Genomic DNA, 15,281 nt, shown 5'->3' with positions numbered 1-15,281 from the left:
TAGAGCAACTTGGATTCGGAACGGTCGCCAGCGGCGGAACCGGCGAGCGGACTGTCTATCTGGGGCCCTTCGGATCAGGTCGTGGCGGTTACTGGAGCTTGCTCGGGTCGCCCGCCGACAGCCGCGCGGCATCGCGGTGAAGCAGCATGACCTGCTCGGCGTCCGATCTTCGGTCATAAACCGGCTCCAGCGCACCGTCTTCATCGACTGCGAGAGCACCCGACAGATCGGGTGAGAGCACCGTCAGCTTCTGCTTGATGCCAGCCAGTTCCTCGCTGCCGAGCGTCAGCCAGTTGCTGGCGCCGCAATAGCTGGCGAAGTCCTTGCTGGCGAGAATGCTGTGCGGATATTTCTTGGTCAGTACCTGGAGACGCTGGACCTCGTTTACAGCCGATCCGAAGACGGAGAATGTGAGCCGGTCGGTAAGCCCGACATTGCCGAACATCACATTGCCGACATGTAGACCGATACCAAATTTTATGTCGGTTAGCCCCTTTTCCTTTCTGCGCAGATTGAGATCCGTCACGCGCGCTGTGGCGCTGCGCGCTGCCGCAAGAGCAGCCTGGCAGGCGATCTCGGACTGCGAGCGATGCCTTTCGCAAGGGTAAACGGCGATGAAGCCATCCCCGATGAAACTCATGATCTGCCCCCCTTTGCGATTGAAAGGTGCAGCAACGGCGTCGAAAAACTGGTTCAGCGTATCGATATAGATTTCACGGCCGGAGGTTTCGGCAAGCCTTGACGACCCGCGCATGTCGCCCATGACCAGCGCGGCCCGGATTGTATCGCCCTCGCCGCGCTTGATCTGACCGTCAAGCACGCGCCTGCCGGCGTCGCCGCCGAGATAAGTGGTCATCATGTTGTCGGCGAGCTTGGTGAGCACCGCCATCTTGGTTGCCATAGCGAGATGGTTCTGGATGCGCAGCAGCGCCGAAATCATGCTGTCGCTGAACCCTGCGGCACTGTCGGTGGACCAGGACCCCATCATGCCCTGACTGGCGTTGCCGTTGAAGGAATGCACGAAAGCCAAATAGTCGGTGACGCCTATAAGCCTGAGATCATCGAAAACAGGAAACTCTGAAGGCAGCGACGGGTCGAGCCGGCGTCGCAGGTGGTCGAGCTTATTGCTGAGCAGATGATAGTATGGGCTGGTCAGGAACCTGTCGGACGGCGCGCCGGGCTCATTGCGGAAGCTTTCGATTTCTAAGCCTCGGCCGCGAACCCAGGTGAAGCCAAGCGCATCATAAAGCGGATGAAGCATCGAAAAGCTCAAATGCACCCGCTTCAACGGCAGGCCGGCAGCAGCCAGCCGTTCGCAAAAGCCTTTTACCAATGTTTCCAGGTCGTTGCCGGCAAGTACCGATTGGTTCAGCCAATCGGCTACCTTATCCATGAGAATGGTGGAAATTTCTGCTTGCGTTGTGCTCATGCTATCTCGAAACTCCTCGAAGACGAGGCATTGTCCTTTGATCCGCCCACAACACAGTCCGCCAACGACCCCAAGAAGAGATCCCCGAAGTCAATGAAGCCAGCTTTGGCAGGAAAAGCCGGCGAAGAACTTCGCAACTGGCTGTCCGTGCGGGCGAGCGACAGGCTAACTGTATCTATTTACTCGCGGCATTATGTGTCGACGCTGCCGGCCGAGTGCAACCACGATCCTGACATCGAGCAAAGAATTCGCCGGCTCAGACCGCCATCAGGCCTTTACCACCGTCTCTCGGGCTAGCCCGAGGCGGCCGAAAACATTGCGCGTGTCGACGATCAGAAGGGCGTGATCGGCGATCGCCTGATAGTCGATCGCGTCGTGGTCGGTTGCAACGACGACAGCATCGAAATCCTTCAAGGTCCCCTCGCTCAATTCGACAGACCGACGCCCCTTGATCGGCATATGCTCCCGTGTCGCCGGAATTTCTCTGACGTGCGGATCGTGGAATTCGGCCTTGCCGCCCCATTCCTCGATGAGTTCAATGAGCCGCAATGAAGGGCTCTCGCGGATGTCCGGCACATTCTTCTTATAGGCGAGCCCAATGATGAGAATGCGCGAGCGGCTGAGCGCCTTGCCGCAACGCCGGTCCAGCGCCCTGGCCAGTTCATCGACCACATGACGCGGCATAGCCGTGTTGATCTCTGCCGCCAGTTCGATGAAGCGGGTCGGCAGTTCGTATTCGCGCGCCTTCCACGTCAGGTAGAAAGGATCGATGGGGACGCAGTGCCCGCCAAGTCCGGGCCCAGGATAGAACGGCATGTAGCCGAAGGGCTTGCTCTTTGCCGCCTCGATCACCTCCCAGATGTCGATGCCCATCGCACCGAGCACGACCTTCAACTCGTTGACCAGGGCTATGTTGACCGAGCGAAAGATGTTTTCCGTCAGCTTGACCGCCTCGGCGGTCGCGGTGGTGGAAACCGGAACGACGGTCTTGACCACACCCTGGTAGAAATCCTTCACGAGCGCCGCCGCTTCAATGCCGTCGCCTGCCACGACCTTGGGGATCGTCGCGACTTCAAAGCTGCGGTTGCCGGGATCCTCGCGTTCGGGCGAGAAGCCAAGGAAGAAGTCTATCTTCGACTGCAAGCCGGTTTGTTCCAGGATGGGCTTGATCACGTCGTCGGTGGTGCCGGGATAGGTGGTCGATTCCAGCACGACCAACTGGCCGAGACGCAGATGCTTCGCGATGGTGCCTGCCGTGTTCCTGACAAAGGAGAGGTCTGGCTCGCGGTTTTTCGTCAGCGGCGTCGGAACGCAGATGACGATGACATCGCAGGCGGCCAGTTCGGTAAAATCCGCAGTGGCGCGAAACCGTCCGCTCGCCACCTCGACGGCAAGGGCAGTGGACGTCACCGCCTCGATGTAGGATTGCCCGCTGTTCAGATTCTCGACCTTCTGGGCTTCAATGTCGAAGCCGAAAACCGGGAAGCCGGCGCGTGCTACCGCGACCGCCAGCGGCAATCCGACATAACCCAGTCCGATCACCCCGACTTGCGCGGTGCGCGTCGAAATCCGGTTCAGCAGACTGTCATATGTCGATCGTGAGGCGTCCAAAAATCTGTTTTCCTCAATGTGGACAGACTGCCCGCTTCCACGGCGAGGCTCATGTGGGCCCAACAACCCCGAGGCATATTGCGGAAAATGGATCTCCGCAAGCCGTCGTCAGGCCGACACCTTCGCCTTCAGGCTTGCGGCAGCCATCGCATAACCGCCGGCGGCGCCGTCGATGAAATGAACATGATCGCGCTGCAGCGGCGAGGCGACGAGGCACGTCATCAACGCCGATTGCTGGCGGTGCAGGCCATAGGTGCAAATGCCCGCCTCTTCGGCCTGCTGCAGCCGGTGCTCGATCCGCTGCAACAAATCCGCATCTACATCGATGGTCATCTTCAAGCCGTCATCGAACTTCCGGAAATCCGAATTGCTGGCCACGTCGCGTTTGTAGATCTTCGGATCGAACCTCCCGATCGTCCAGCCATATCGATCGGTCACAGCCGCAAGCGACAACAGGAACACTATCCACAGCTTCGACAACCACCGCCTTCCCGCCGGCGCGACGGCCCGGGCCTCGAGATCGAGGCCGGCGCGCGAAAAACCGTAGGCCGGCCCGTTCACCGGCACCGGATGGCCATCACGTTCCTGTCGACCGACAAGGGCGATGATGTCGGAAGCCAGAACCTGAAAACCGCGCACATCGCGCGAGGCGCCCGGAACGGCTATGATCGAGACGATTTCGCCATGCCGGGCTTCGATCGGGCTCCAGCGGCAGGAGAGACCAGTCAGATCCGGCCGCGCGTTGGCCGGCGCAGGATCGATCAGGTAGCGCCCCGCTTTCATCTCGGCTTCCGCCCAACTGCCGCCGCCGCCGGCAAACATGGCATAGAACACCGCTTCGGAGGCCCGGAACCTCGCTACCCGAACGTCGAGGCCTTGCGCTCTTATATCCGCTATCGGCACGATTGCGGCACGCAAGGTCAGGGCCAACTCGTCCGCCACCCATCGCTGGACGGCCGCCAGGGCGTTGCGCGTGATCTCCAGCGCCGAACTCGGAAACGCCACGAGCGCGCCGTCGCCGCCGAAGACAAAGGGAAGATCTTGCCGACCCAGCGCATTGAGCAGCGCCGAAATGACGCTGGCGCCGGCCATATTCACGGTTTTATAGCGCCCTGCCTCGATCGCCTTGGTCGAGCCGACGATGTCGGCGGTGGCCAGCGCCCAGCCATCGGGAAGCGGCCGATAGTTGTCGATATCGGCAACGCTTTCGAACTTCGCGAACACCGGCAAGGAAGCGACGAACGGGTCGGACGCTGCGGCTGTTTCCATGAGCATGCAATAGCACATTCCACTGCTTGAAGGTGAAACTCGATCATGCTTCGAAATTGACTTGCGCAGGCTTTCGAATGATAGGCTCCGACGATGCGAATTGCCTTCTACGCGCCGCTGAAGTCGCCCAATCATGCCGTTGCCTCTGGCGACCGTCAGATGGCACGGATGTTGATCAAGGCGCTTGAGCATGGAGGGCATCGCGTCGATCTGGCATCCGAATTGCGCTTCTATCTACGCGAACCGGAGTCGAAAAGTTTCGATGCGCTCAAGGTCGAAGCCCGAGAGGAAGTCGCGCGGCTGACAGAGCTTTGGCAGCGTGACGGCAAGCCCGACCTCTGGTTCTCCTATCATCTCTATTACAAGGCGCCCGACCTGATCGGGCCCGAGCTGGCGTCGGCCTTTGCCATCCCCTATGTGACCGCGGAAGCCTCCTATTCGAAGCGGCGCAACGTCGGTTTTTGGGCCGATATGCAAGCCTTGGTGGCGCGAGCCGTCGAACAGGCGGCGCTGAACATCTGCTTCACGCAAAGGGATCGTCGGGGACTGACAGACGCTCTTCCAGACGCCGTTTTCGGCATGCTTTCGCCCTTCATCGACACATCGGTATTCCGGGAACTGCCGGCGCGTGGTTGTCCGACGCGTCTCGTTACCGTCGCCATGATGCGACCGGGCGACAAGGTCGATAGCTATCGCATGCTCGCGCACGCCCTCGCTCCGATCGGCCACCTGCCCTGGACCATGTCGGTCGTCGGGGACGGGCCTGCCCGTGACGAGGTCAAAGCGCAATTCGCCGGCCTGCCCGCCGACCGGATCGAATGGCTTGGCGCGATCGAGCCAGCCGCCGTGCCGGATGTCCTCTACAGTGGAGGGATTTACGTCTGGCCGGGTTGCGGCGAAGCTTATGGCGTTGCCTATCTTGAAGCACAAGCTGCCGGCCTTCCGGTGGTGGCGCAGGACATCGCCGGCGTGCCGGAGGTCGTGCGGGATGGCCAGACCGGATTTCTCACCCCGCCGGGCGATGTGGCAGCGTTCACGTCTGCCATTGAAAGGCTTCTGGTCCGTGACGACGAAAGAACCGCCATGGCCGGCAACGCCAGACGTTTCATCCTCGAAGAACGCTCTCTCGGTACTGCAGCGGCGCGTCTTTCCGAACTTCTTGCGAAGATCGCGGTTGCATGACATTCGATCAGATCTGGCAGCCCTTGGTGGAAGAACTGGCGTGCTGGCGACGGGCGGACCGCAAGGCGGAGTTCTGGTTGCGCGACGACGACGCTGTGGATCCGACGGCTGCGCTTGATCGGCTGCTGGAACTCACCCGCGCATTCGAGGTTCCACTCACTCTGGCCGTCATTCCGGCGCTGACCGACGAGAGGCTTGTCGTCCGGCTTGACGAGGCGCCGCATGCCTCCGTCGCCATCCATGGCTGGGCGCACCGCAATTATGCGCCGCAGGACCAGAAAAAGCAGGAACTCGGCGCGCATCGGCCACGCCAGGCGGTGCTCGATGATATGGCCCGCGGGCTGTCGCGCCTAACCGGGCTGCACGGCGCGCGTGCCGTTCCGATGCTGGTGCCACCCTGGAATAGAATCGACCCCGGCTTGGTATCGGAGCTTGGATCGGTAGGATTTGCGGCATTGTCGGTCTTTGGGCCGCCGAAGCCGGCCCCAGTGCCGGTCATCAACAGCAATGTCGACATCATCGATTGGCATGGCACGCGCGGCTGTCGCGATCATGGGCCATTGGTTCAGGCCATCATTGCGCAATTGCAGCATGCCTTCGACGGTGGCGAACCGGTCGGCCTGCTCACCCATCATCTCGTCCACGATGAATCGGCCTGGCTTTTTCTCGAACGGCTGTTCACAGTCGCCGCACAGACCGAAGCCTGCGCATGGCTTCCGATCAGGACATTGATCGGGCGTAGCGGCGGTAGAGCAATTCCAGGAAAAGTGTGAGCGATTTTCCTCCGAAATTGCATCAAAACAATAAGATAGAGCAAAATAGCTCAGCGCTTTTTGTGCAATGAGACTGGAAATTTGAGCGTCTGGCCGTCCCGCGCGGCAAAAGCGCCGGCAAACCTGGCTTTGGCCAGTTTCTCGATCTCATCCAATTGCTCATCGGTGCGTGTCGGATCGTGGTGGAACAGCCCAAGCCCTCGGGCACCGGCTGCCTCACACAGTTTGACGCCCTGTTGCCATGTCGAGTGCCCGTTGCCACGGCGGTCTTCCATTTCGTCCTCGGTATAGGTGCAATCGTAGATGACGAGGTCGGCGTCTTCGATCAGGTCGAGCACCGCCTGATCCAGCTTACCCGGCTCGTGCTCAGTGTCTGTGATCACCGCCACGATACGGCCGCCCCATTCGACGCGGTAGCCTATGCAGCCTCCCGGATGGTTGAGACTGCCGGTTCGGACCACCACTCCTTCGCGCGGCCGTAGAACGTCTCCGGATACGAAATCGCGGCAGTCGATGCTTGCCTTGCAGATGTCGAGCTTGGCCGGAAACCACGGCGGCCGCATGAATTCATCGACCATCTGACGGGTCGTCATGCGTCCCGCAAGATGGCCGGACCAAAGCCTGACCTTGACGCTCCGGTCATAGATCGGTTTGAAAGCCGGCAGCCCGATGATGTGATCGTAATGGCAATGGGTGAAAAACAGCTCGAAATCGGTCACGCCCGAGGCCCGAAACGCTCTGCCGGCAAGCCCGAGGCCAGAGCCGGCGTCGAACAGAAGCATATGCTTGCCGCATCGCATCTCAATGCAGCTCGTGTTGCCGCCATAGCGAGAGAATTCTGGTCCCGATACCGAAATGCTGCCGCGCACGCCCCAAAACCTGACCAGGAAATCCATGCTGCTCCTTCGCCCGTCGTGGCCAAACAACTGCTGCTAGGCGTTTCGTGCGTCGATCAGGTCCGCGGTCGTATGGCTTAGACGATCGGCAAGAACCCGCAATATCTCGATGGTCATCTCCGGGAACTCCTTCATAAGCCTCAGGAAATGATCCTTGCTGATTTTCAAGGCTTCCAGCGGACTTGCCGCTCTGACGGTGGCAGTGCGGGAGCTGTTGCACAAGATGGCGATCTCGCCAACGATCGAATTCGGCGCCAGTTCGGCAACTTTTATCGGCCCGCTGTCGGAATCGACCAGAACATCCGCGCTGCCTGAGAGGATGACATAGGCGGCATCTCCCTCGTCGCCCTGCCGGAAAAGGATCTGGCCGGCGCTGTAGCTCACACGATCGGATGTGAACGCAAGCAGCTTGAGCTTTGTCGGTTCGATGCCGGAGAACAAGGGAACGCGTTGCAGCATTCCAACTTCATCCTTGAGCAGCATTGTCGCAAACCTTCTCAAAATTCGCGTTTGCCAGGCGCCGTATCCCGTGGCCTTGCAGCCAATTCCCACCGACAGAACGATCCCATCTCAATGCCCGTTGGTCTAAGACAGCAGTTCCTTGAAGATACCCTTCCCTGCCAAAAGTGTCTCGAGCGTTCCGTCTTCCACCAATTTACCCGAGTCGAAGACGATAACGCGATCGAACATCATCCCCATTGCCGGATTCGTCACGACCCACACAATTGCCGGCGAATGGCCGTCGCACCTCGCTTCGTCGAGCACGTTTCGCAGCACCTTGTCCTGCGCACGCTGGTCGAGCGCCGACAGCGGCCGGTTGAGAATGAGAAAATCGGGACGCTTGAGCAGGGCCCGGGCAACATCGAGCTTCTGCCGCTGTCCAGCGGTCAGCCGCCTGCCGCCGGCGCCGACGTTGAAGTCCAGGCCAACATCCAGAAGTTCGGCATAAAGCCCAATTCGTCGAGAATGTCATAGACGATGGAGCGGATGCGATCCGGCGCGTCGGGATGGTTGTTGCCCACACGCCCGAACAGGACATTATCCATGACGCTGGCCGCGGCAATGTATTTGGCGGGATCATAACGTTCGATCGCATTTTGCAGCTCGGACGGCAGGGTTTCATAGAAACGGTTGCGTGCAGCGACGATCTTGCTCATCAGATCCTCGCTCAGCAGACCGAAGCGGTGCCGGGGCTCGATATAGGCAAAGCTCAGTGTAACGATCATGGCGCGATCGTTCTCCGAAACTGCCTCATAGGGCCGGTTCTTGAGCCGTTGCAACAAGGTTTCGTAGGCGGGTATCTCTTCGGCGCCCATGAAGGCGAGCTGCTGGAAGAACTGGTGATCGGGCGGCAGGTCGGCAAACAGCTCGATCGCCTGTTCGGCGATCTCCATGCCCATCTCGAAAAGCGTGCGGTCGAGGCCGGCTTGCCTCAGCACAGACGCAAAATAGGGATTGGCCGCTAGCGCCTTGTCGGCCAGTTCGGGGCCGGCGGCGGCGCCGAAGAGCAGGTTTTGGCCGATCGATGCTTCCTTGTTGTAGGCGCCTGGTTCGAAAGGAACCACCAGTCCGCTCAGCCCTTCCTGTTCCAGCCGGGTTCGAAGCGCCGCACGCAGTTCGACGATGCGCCTAGCGAGTTCCGTGTGACGCGTCAGGTCAGCCGAGGAGCGCAAGCCAAGATCCAGAATGTCGCGCGACAGAAGAACCGCGTCGAGCACCCGGCGCACCGCCTCAAAAAGGTCGTGCGGGCCGGTGGCGCCGGCGGAAGCATAGTCGATCCAGTCGCTCCGGATATCGAGGTCCGAATTGCCCGACCGCCGCGCCTCGTGAATGTTCCAGCGCTGCTGGTCTGCCGCAGCACCCTCATAAGGCACTGATGTCAGCGGCGCATGCTTCAACCCGTAGAGCAGGTTATCGCGGAGGCTTGCATGGAACAGGAAAACATCCGACGAGGCGTAGGACATGCGCCGGCCGGTCACCGCTTCGGGAAGTTCAAGCAGGTCGTCGGCGCCCGAAGCGATCTTTCCGCTGTCCGGCCAGTTCAGCCGCGCGAAGGCTTCCGCAAGCGCCTCCGCTCCACCTGTTGCGGTGCTGACCAGCGCCACCGTCTCACCCGGCTTGACCTGGAGCGAGATCCGGTCGAGGAGCATTCCACCGCCATCGTCCGCTATGGACAGATTGATCGCCGACAGCGGGTTGGTCATCGGACCGGGAGCATCGATCGTCAACGCCCCAATTCTTGGCGCAATGAGACCCTCGACGGTGAATTGCTCAACGACCTGCTGGTATTTGACCTGGACATCCTGGCGAGCCTGATCCCAGTCGATCAGTTCCTTCATCGGTCCGGGCAGGTCCTTGTAGGCGCTGATCACGGCCACCAGCTGGCCGACGTCCAGCCGCCCCCGGATGACCAGGTAGCCACCGATCATGTAGAACAGAAAGGGCGTGAGCTGCGCCAGGAAATTGTTGAGGAACTTCACCATGAATTTCCATTGGTAAAGATCGAAGCGGATCTTGAAAATGAGGCCGAGCCGGGCAGCTATGTCGGCGCGCTCGTAGTTTGATGTGTCGTGGACGTGAACCGCGCCGATGCCGTCGACGATTTCGCCGACCCGGCCCGAGAGCGCGCGCGCCGTCAACTGCCGTTCGCGCCCGAGCACGATCAGCCGCCGCCGCATGCGCGGGATGAGGACGATCTGGATCACCACGATCACGACCGCAATCGTTCCGAGCCAGAAGTTTTGCACCATGATGAACAGCATGGCCGTCAGCGCCTGACCGCCGAGCAGCACCGGCTGCAGGAAGGCATCGCCGATGAAGCCCCCAGCGGCTCCACCTCGTCCTTCACCATGGTCGCCACTTCGGCGGATTTCACGCGTTTGAAGTAAATCGGCGGAAACCGCAGCACGCGATCGATCAGATCGAAACGGATACGCCGCAGCATGCGCTCGCCAAGTCGGCCTTTGTATGTGTTGATGTAGAGTTTGAACAGGCCGTTGATGATGACTAGCAAAAGGAAAACAATACTCAGCGCAAACAGCGTCTCCGTGCGGTCGAGCTGAAAGCCGGAGAAGAACTGCACCTCACCAATGAATGGCAGGTCATAGTGCAGCCTCATGAACGGCTGGGTCGCACCGGGTTCTCCGAAACCCTTACCTTGGATGGGGCCGTTGACGATCAGCTTCGGCAGATCGAAGGATATGAAATACGGGATCATCGAAAGCACGACGATCATCAATATCCAGACCTGCTGCTTCTTGGTGTGCGTCCAGATATAGCGGGCTAAACTGGGTTCCATCCGACCGTGGACCGTTCAATTGCAAGGCTGCAGGACATAGAAGCACCTGCTGGCTAATGGCGCATCGGCAATTTCTTCGTCGCCAACGACATGCTTCGAGCCACAGTGCACCGTGATTGTCCTGCGCTCAACGATGAAAGGACGCTGCGAGGCGGCGCGATCCAGTTCAGGCGCATGGTCGATGACCGCAACACTGGCATTGTTGATTAGCGAAGAAAGCAGCTGGCCAAACGATTGACGGCTGCCGTGGCGTTTTGGCGAACGGCCGCCACAGCTGCGCTGCTGATGCTGGCGCATGAACGCCGATGGTCCGGACTGATGCGACAGCCCCTCTCCGGCACGGGGCAATGGCGAAGCGGCGTGCAGCATGATCAACGTCCGCGAACCAACCAGCCTTGCCGGGGCAAGATTGCGTTGTGTCGCCCGAAATCCCAACCTACAAGACGAGTATGATGGATGTCACGCAACCACGCAATGCGGGCATGGACGGGCACGAACAGGCCTTGGACCTCACGCGGGGAATTGCCGCCTATGTCAACCACCCTCTCGTGGCAGGGCTGGCGCGCGTCATCGCCAGGCATCCGCAGGCCGATATCGCCAACGCCTTCAACCACAAGCAGGTCGCCTGCAAGATGTGGGCACTCGACAAGCTGTTCGACAGCTGCGGCGGCCGGTTCGGGCGCATATGGGTTCTGGGTGGATGGTACGGCGTATTGCCGGCAATGTTTTTCAACGATGCTCGCTTCGACATCGGAGCGATTGATAGCATCGACATCGATCCTGAAGTCGCGCCGGTGGCCCGGACCCTCAACCGGGATGCCGTTGATCGGTTCCGCGCGCTGACGGCAGATATGTACGCCGTTGACTATGCGACCGCGCAGCCCGACCTGGTGGTCAATACGAGCTGCGAACACATAGTCGATCTGCGCGCCTGGCTTGCCCTGCTTCCGCGGGGCACGAATGTATTGCTGCAATCCAACGATTATTTCAGCGAGCCGACGCACATCAACTGCGTGGCTTCACTGGCAGCCTTCGAAGCACTGGCGGCGCTACGGGAAATACGGTTCTCCGGCGAACTGCCGACAAAAAATTATACGCGCTTCATGCTGATTGGAACTGTTTAACGCATTTCGCTCAAAGCGTGGCGGCTCTCGGATAACGACGTCGCGCGAATCTCACCGGGGCGACGTGCGGCAGCTAGAGTTTCGTTTTCAGGGACCATGTTCGATGTCGCTCGCGCAGGATTTGCGCCGAGCGACGCGCGCCTTCCAGATCGAGACGATGCGCGGGCGGCCTCGGTCCAGCAAGCGCCTGTTCGATCGCTCGCGCCAAACCTTCAGGCGTTAGGTCCTTTTCCGTCAGCACCGTTGCAAGACCCATTTCTTCGAGCATCAGGGCGCGAACCGTCTGTTCGGTTTCCGCACCCGCCGCAAATGGAACGAGTAGGGAGCGACAACCCGCGCGAAGCACGTCGCAGACCGTGTTGTAACCCGCCTGCGAGACTGACAGACGGGCGCCGGTCAGCAGGCTGGCGAAATCCTCGCGGAACCGGAAGATCGACAGGCCCGGCGTGGCATCGCGTGCGATCGCGTCGACCTCGCCTTTCGGCAGGTTTGGACCGGTGATCAGACACCATTTCCAAGCGCTGTTGGCATTCCGCGCCGCTGCGACAGTGGCACTGACGAGGCTCTTTCCGGCAGCCCCGCCGCCAACCGACACCAGAACGTCGAAGCGCTCGGAGACCGCGGGCGGTGGCGGCGCGGCAACGAGCCCAGTGTAGGCAACCTTGGCCCTGATCGCCCCAGCCAGTGGAAAGGTCTTGTCGATGGTCGCGAAAGCCGGATCGCCGTGGACCATGACAAGGTCGAAATGCCTGTTGATGAGATCGACCGTTTCCTCGTTTCGGCCCGGCTTGACGCGCTCCTGAAGGATATCACGGACGGACGTCGCCAGCAGCGGTCTGGGTGATGTCGCGTCGATGGCCTCGATCAGCGGCAGGAGTTCGAAACGCATCTGCCGGCGTCCAAATGGAAACGCCTCGACAATGACGATGTCGGGCCCGCAATCCCGATAGGCCTGCAACAGCATCTCCGAACGCCATCTCCTGAAAGCATCGTCGATGGGTTTGCCCTGCAGGTCGACAAGTCCGGAAAATCCTTCATCGCCGGAGGTGACGGGAGGCAGAGATACAGATTTGACGCCCGATCCTGGAAACCCCGCGATCGGCGCGCCGCCCGTCACCACGGTTACGTCAAACCCGTCATCGACCAGAGCCGCCGCAATGCGGCTGGCGCGCGCAAGATGGCCGATACCCAGGAGGTGCTGGACATAGAAGAAGGCGCGCAGTCGCTTCATTCGGCGGCCCGCCACTCCCGCTCGAACAGTTCCTTGAGCTGCCCAATGCTTGTCAGATGATCGAAATTGGCGCGCACGCGCCACTCTGCAGCGTCACCGAGGCGGGCGCGCAGCACGGGATCACGGATAAGGCGCTCCAGCGCCTGTGCCAGGGCAATTGGGTTTTCTGTCGGGACCAGCAGCCCGGTTTCATCCGCAGATAAAAGCTCCGGCACGCCGGAAATATCGGTCGACACGCAGGCAAGCCGCTGGCTGGCCGCCTCAACCAGAACATTCGGCAGACCGTCCCGGTCGCCGTTTGCGGTGATCCTGCAGGCCAGGGCGAAGATGTCGGCGCGGCGGTAGTGCTCAAGCACCTCCTCCTGAGCAAGCGCGCCTCTCCAAGAGACGCGACCATCCAGGCCGAGCTTTTGCGCCAGCGCCTTGAGCCGTTCCAGTTCCTCGCCGCCGCCGATATGCTCGAAACGCCACGCCAAATCACCAGGCAGGAGGGCAAGAGCCTCCAGCAAGGTATCGTAACCTTTCTTTTCAACGGCGCGCCCGACACTCAGAACGATAACCGGTTCGTCCGGTGCCGAGCCGTCATGCTGTTTCCGCGCCTCGCGGAAGCTGTCGAAGCGATCAAGGTCGAGCCCATGATAGCTCAGATGCAAAGACGAGTTGCCGTTAGCGAGTTTTTTCAGACGGTCGAAGCCGGTTTTCGTGCAAGTGACCGTCCAGCGGGCCGAGGAAAGCTTGCCGGCGAGATCCCAGTCAGGCGAAGTCCAGATGTCCTTGGCATGGGCCGAGCAGCTCCAGGGCAGACCGCGAAGCTGGCTGGCATAGCGTGTCACCGATGCCGGTGTGTGCGCGAAATGCGCATGGAGCCAGCCCACATCTTCCGGCCATTCGGCCGCCAACACGAGCGCTTGCCCGAAGCGGCGTACGCGATTGCGCGTAAAGTCGCGAGGGATGTCGGCAGCCAGCGATCCGAACGCGCGCCAGAAGCCTGGCCGCAGCAGACAAGCAAACAGCGAGCGAACCACGCGCAGCGGTTCTTCATGCAGGTATTCCGGCAGATAATGGACGGGCGCTTTGATCTCGTTATGCACCGGATGGCGTTTTGCGTCGGTTGGCCGCCTCAGCGCAACGAGTATCAGGTCGAACCCCGCTCGCTCCAACCCGAGCAGTTCCTGCGCGATGAAGGTTTCCGACAGCCGCGGATAACCCTTCAGAACCACGACGATCTTGCGATGTTGCACTCAGTTGATGCCTTCAATGACCGAAAGATGATGGCCGGCCTGCCTGTCGAGCAGTTCCGCGACGATCGCGGAAATATGAGGCAGCCCTTCCAGCCTCAGATGCGGATTGCTCTGCGATGGGCGGGGCCGATCCGGCAGCACCTTCAGTGTATCGGCAAACCGCTGGGAATCCTCGGCTTCTTCCGGCGAAAGCATCTTGATGAGACCGAGTTCGGCTGCTCGCCGTGCGCGGATCAGTTGCTCCTCCCGCGGCTTGATGCGCGGCACGATCAGCGCCGGCTTGTCGAAGGACAGTATCTCGCAATAGGTGTTGTAACCGCCCATCGCCACTACCGCCTTGGCGCCGGCAATCAGCTCTTCCATGCGGTTGTCGAATTCGATGATCTTGATATACGGGATTTTGGACCCCTTCTTAAGAAACTTGTTGCGCTTGCGCGCCGGCATGTAGGGCCCAAGCACGATCAACGCCCTATGCTGCAATTGCGGATCCTGCTGATAGGCATCGATAACGTTGTGGATCAGATCGGCGCCGTCGCCGCCGCCACCGGTCGTAACGAGGATATAGTCGCCCTCGGGGCGGTGGCCGGGCAACTCGTTCTTCTGCAGGCTCCGTTGCAGGAAACCGACGAACTTCATCTTTGCCCTGATAGCCGGCGGCACATCCAGGCCGGTCAACGGATCGTAAAAATCCGGCGGACCGTAGGCCCAGACCTTGTCGTAGAACAGGCCTATCTTGCGCATCACATCCCTGCGTTCCCACTCTGCTTCCAGCAGATGCGGCGCATCCATCACCTCGCGCAGGCCAAGCACCAGCGTAGTGCCTCGCGTCTTGAGGTAGGACAGCGTGTCCTCGATCTCACCGCGCAGCCCGAGCGGTTCCTTGTCGACGATGAAGATATCCGGCCGAAACGTCTCGGCTGTGTGGCGAATGATCGACTGGCGCATTCTTAGCGTCTCATGCAGATCAATATCCTTTTCCAGCGAGGTGTATTCGCCGTTGCGCAACTTGATGACGCTCGGGATCTTCACGAAGTCGACGCGGGCGCGGTAGTCGAAGGCGCCGGCGATAGGCGCGCCCGAAATGATAAGCACCTGAAGTCCGTGGAAATCCTCGACCAGGGAATGCGCGATCGTGCGGCAGCGCTGCAAGTGGCCGAGCCCGAACGTGTCGTGGCTGTACATGAGAATTCGAGCATCTTGTACGTGCTGGGTCATTGTCGAACCTCT

General features: G+C 60.5%; 12 protein-coding genes and 1 pseudogene. 3 read left to right on the top strand and 10 right to left on the bottom strand.

What is annotated here, in order from left to right:
- Positions 1–88: 88 nt before the first annotated feature.
- From EJ078_RS20760 to EJ078_RS20750, 3 genes are all read right to left on the bottom strand, one after another.
- Positions 89–1,429, bottom strand: coding sequence for an adenylate/guanylate cyclase domain-containing protein (locus tag EJ078_RS20760; protein ID WP_066994087.1), 1,341 nt, complete (start codon positions 1,427–1,429; stop codon positions 89–91).
- Positions 1,430–1,696: 267 nt separating this feature from the next.
- Positions 1,697–3,040, bottom strand: a complete 1,344-nt coding sequence (locus tag EJ078_RS20755; RefSeq protein WP_067326315.1) for a nucleotide sugar dehydrogenase — start codon at positions 3,038–3,040, stop codon at positions 1,697–1,699.
- Positions 3,041–3,148: 108 nt separating this feature from the next.
- Positions 3,149–4,327: a DUF3095 domain-containing protein gene (locus tag EJ078_RS20750; protein ID WP_127215850.1), complete on the bottom strand. Its 1,179-nt coding sequence runs from the start codon at positions 4,325–4,327 to the stop codon at positions 3,149–3,151.
- Positions 4,328–4,402: 75 nt separating this feature from the next.
- Here EJ078_RS20750 and EJ078_RS20745 point away from each other — a divergent pair, with 75 nt between their 5' ends.
- Together EJ078_RS20745 and EJ078_RS20740 are read left to right on the top strand one after the other, a co-directional pair.
- Positions 4,403–5,491, top strand: coding sequence for a glycosyltransferase family 4 protein (locus EJ078_RS20745; RefSeq protein WP_127215849.1), 1,089 nt, complete (start codon positions 4,403–4,405; stop codon positions 5,489–5,491).
- Positions 5,488–6,264, top strand: coding sequence for a polysaccharide deacetylase family protein (locus EJ078_RS20740; RefSeq protein ID WP_127215848.1), 777 nt, complete (start codon positions 5,488–5,490; stop codon positions 6,262–6,264). The genes EJ078_RS20745 and EJ078_RS20740 overlap by 4 nt, the downstream gene beginning before the upstream one ends.
- 50 nt (positions 6,265–6,314) lie before the next feature.
- Here the strand turns inward: EJ078_RS20740 and EJ078_RS20735 are convergent, their stop codons facing one another.
- From EJ078_RS20735 to EJ078_RS20720, 4 genes and pseudogenes are all read right to left on the bottom strand, one after another.
- A complete protein-coding gene (locus tag EJ078_RS20735) occupies positions 6,315–7,160 on the bottom strand; it encodes an MBL fold metallo-hydrolase (protein WP_095777239.1) in 846 nt (281 codons plus the stop codon).
- 36 nt (positions 7,161–7,196) lie between these two features.
- The gene (locus tag EJ078_RS20730; RefSeq protein WP_067326300.1) at positions 7,197–7,643 is read right to left on the bottom strand and encodes a cyclic nucleotide-binding domain-containing protein; all 447 of its coding nucleotides are present in this window, start codon (positions 7,641–7,643) and stop codon (positions 7,197–7,199) included.
- A 102-nt stretch (positions 7,644–7,745) separates the two neighbouring features.
- A pseudogene (locus tag EJ078_RS20725) lies at positions 7,746–10,458 on the bottom strand (ABC transporter ATP-binding protein).
- Positions 10,459–10,473: 15 nt separating this feature from the next.
- Entirely contained in the window at positions 10,474–10,827 is a 354-nt protein-coding gene (locus EJ078_RS20720; RefSeq protein ID WP_127216452.1) for a hypothetical protein, read from the bottom strand.
- Between the two features lie 83 nt (positions 10,828–10,910).
- Here EJ078_RS20720 and EJ078_RS20715 point away from each other — a divergent pair, with 83 nt between their 5' ends.
- Positions 10,911–11,582: a class I SAM-dependent methyltransferase gene (locus EJ078_RS20715; protein WP_127216457.1), complete on the top strand. Its 672-nt coding sequence runs from the start codon at positions 10,911–10,913 to the stop codon at positions 11,580–11,582.
- Positions 11,583–11,655: 73 nt separating this feature from the next.
- Here EJ078_RS20715 and EJ078_RS20710 read toward each other — a convergent pair whose 3' ends face one another.
- The 3 genes from EJ078_RS20710 to EJ078_RS20700 are packed head-to-tail and all read right to left on the bottom strand — an operon-like array spanning position 11,656 to position 15,269.
- A complete protein-coding gene (locus EJ078_RS20710) occupies positions 11,656–12,813 on the bottom strand; it encodes a glycosyltransferase family protein (RefSeq protein WP_127403515.1) in 1,158 nt (385 codons plus the stop codon).
- On the bottom strand, positions 12,810–14,054 hold the full coding sequence (locus tag EJ078_RS20705; protein WP_127403514.1) for a glycosyltransferase family 4 protein: 1,245 nt from the start codon (positions 14,052–14,054) through the stop codon (positions 12,810–12,812). The genes EJ078_RS20710 and EJ078_RS20705 overlap by 4 nt, the downstream gene beginning before the upstream one ends.
- Positions 14,055–15,269 carry a glycosyltransferase family protein gene (locus EJ078_RS20700; protein WP_127216455.1) on the bottom strand — a complete coding sequence of 405 codons (1,215 nt, stop codon included), beginning with the start codon at positions 15,267–15,269 and terminating at the stop codon, positions 14,055–14,057.
- Positions 15,270–15,281 lie beyond the last annotated feature (12 nt).

This window comes from Mesorhizobium sp. M1A.F.Ca.IN.022.06.1.1 (genome assembly GCF_003952605.1).
Taxonomy (GTDB): Bacteria; Pseudomonadota; Alphaproteobacteria; order Rhizobiales; family Rhizobiaceae; genus Mesorhizobium.
Note: the sequence above shows the minus strand (reverse complement) of the source record. Positions and strands in the feature narration are given on the sequence as shown.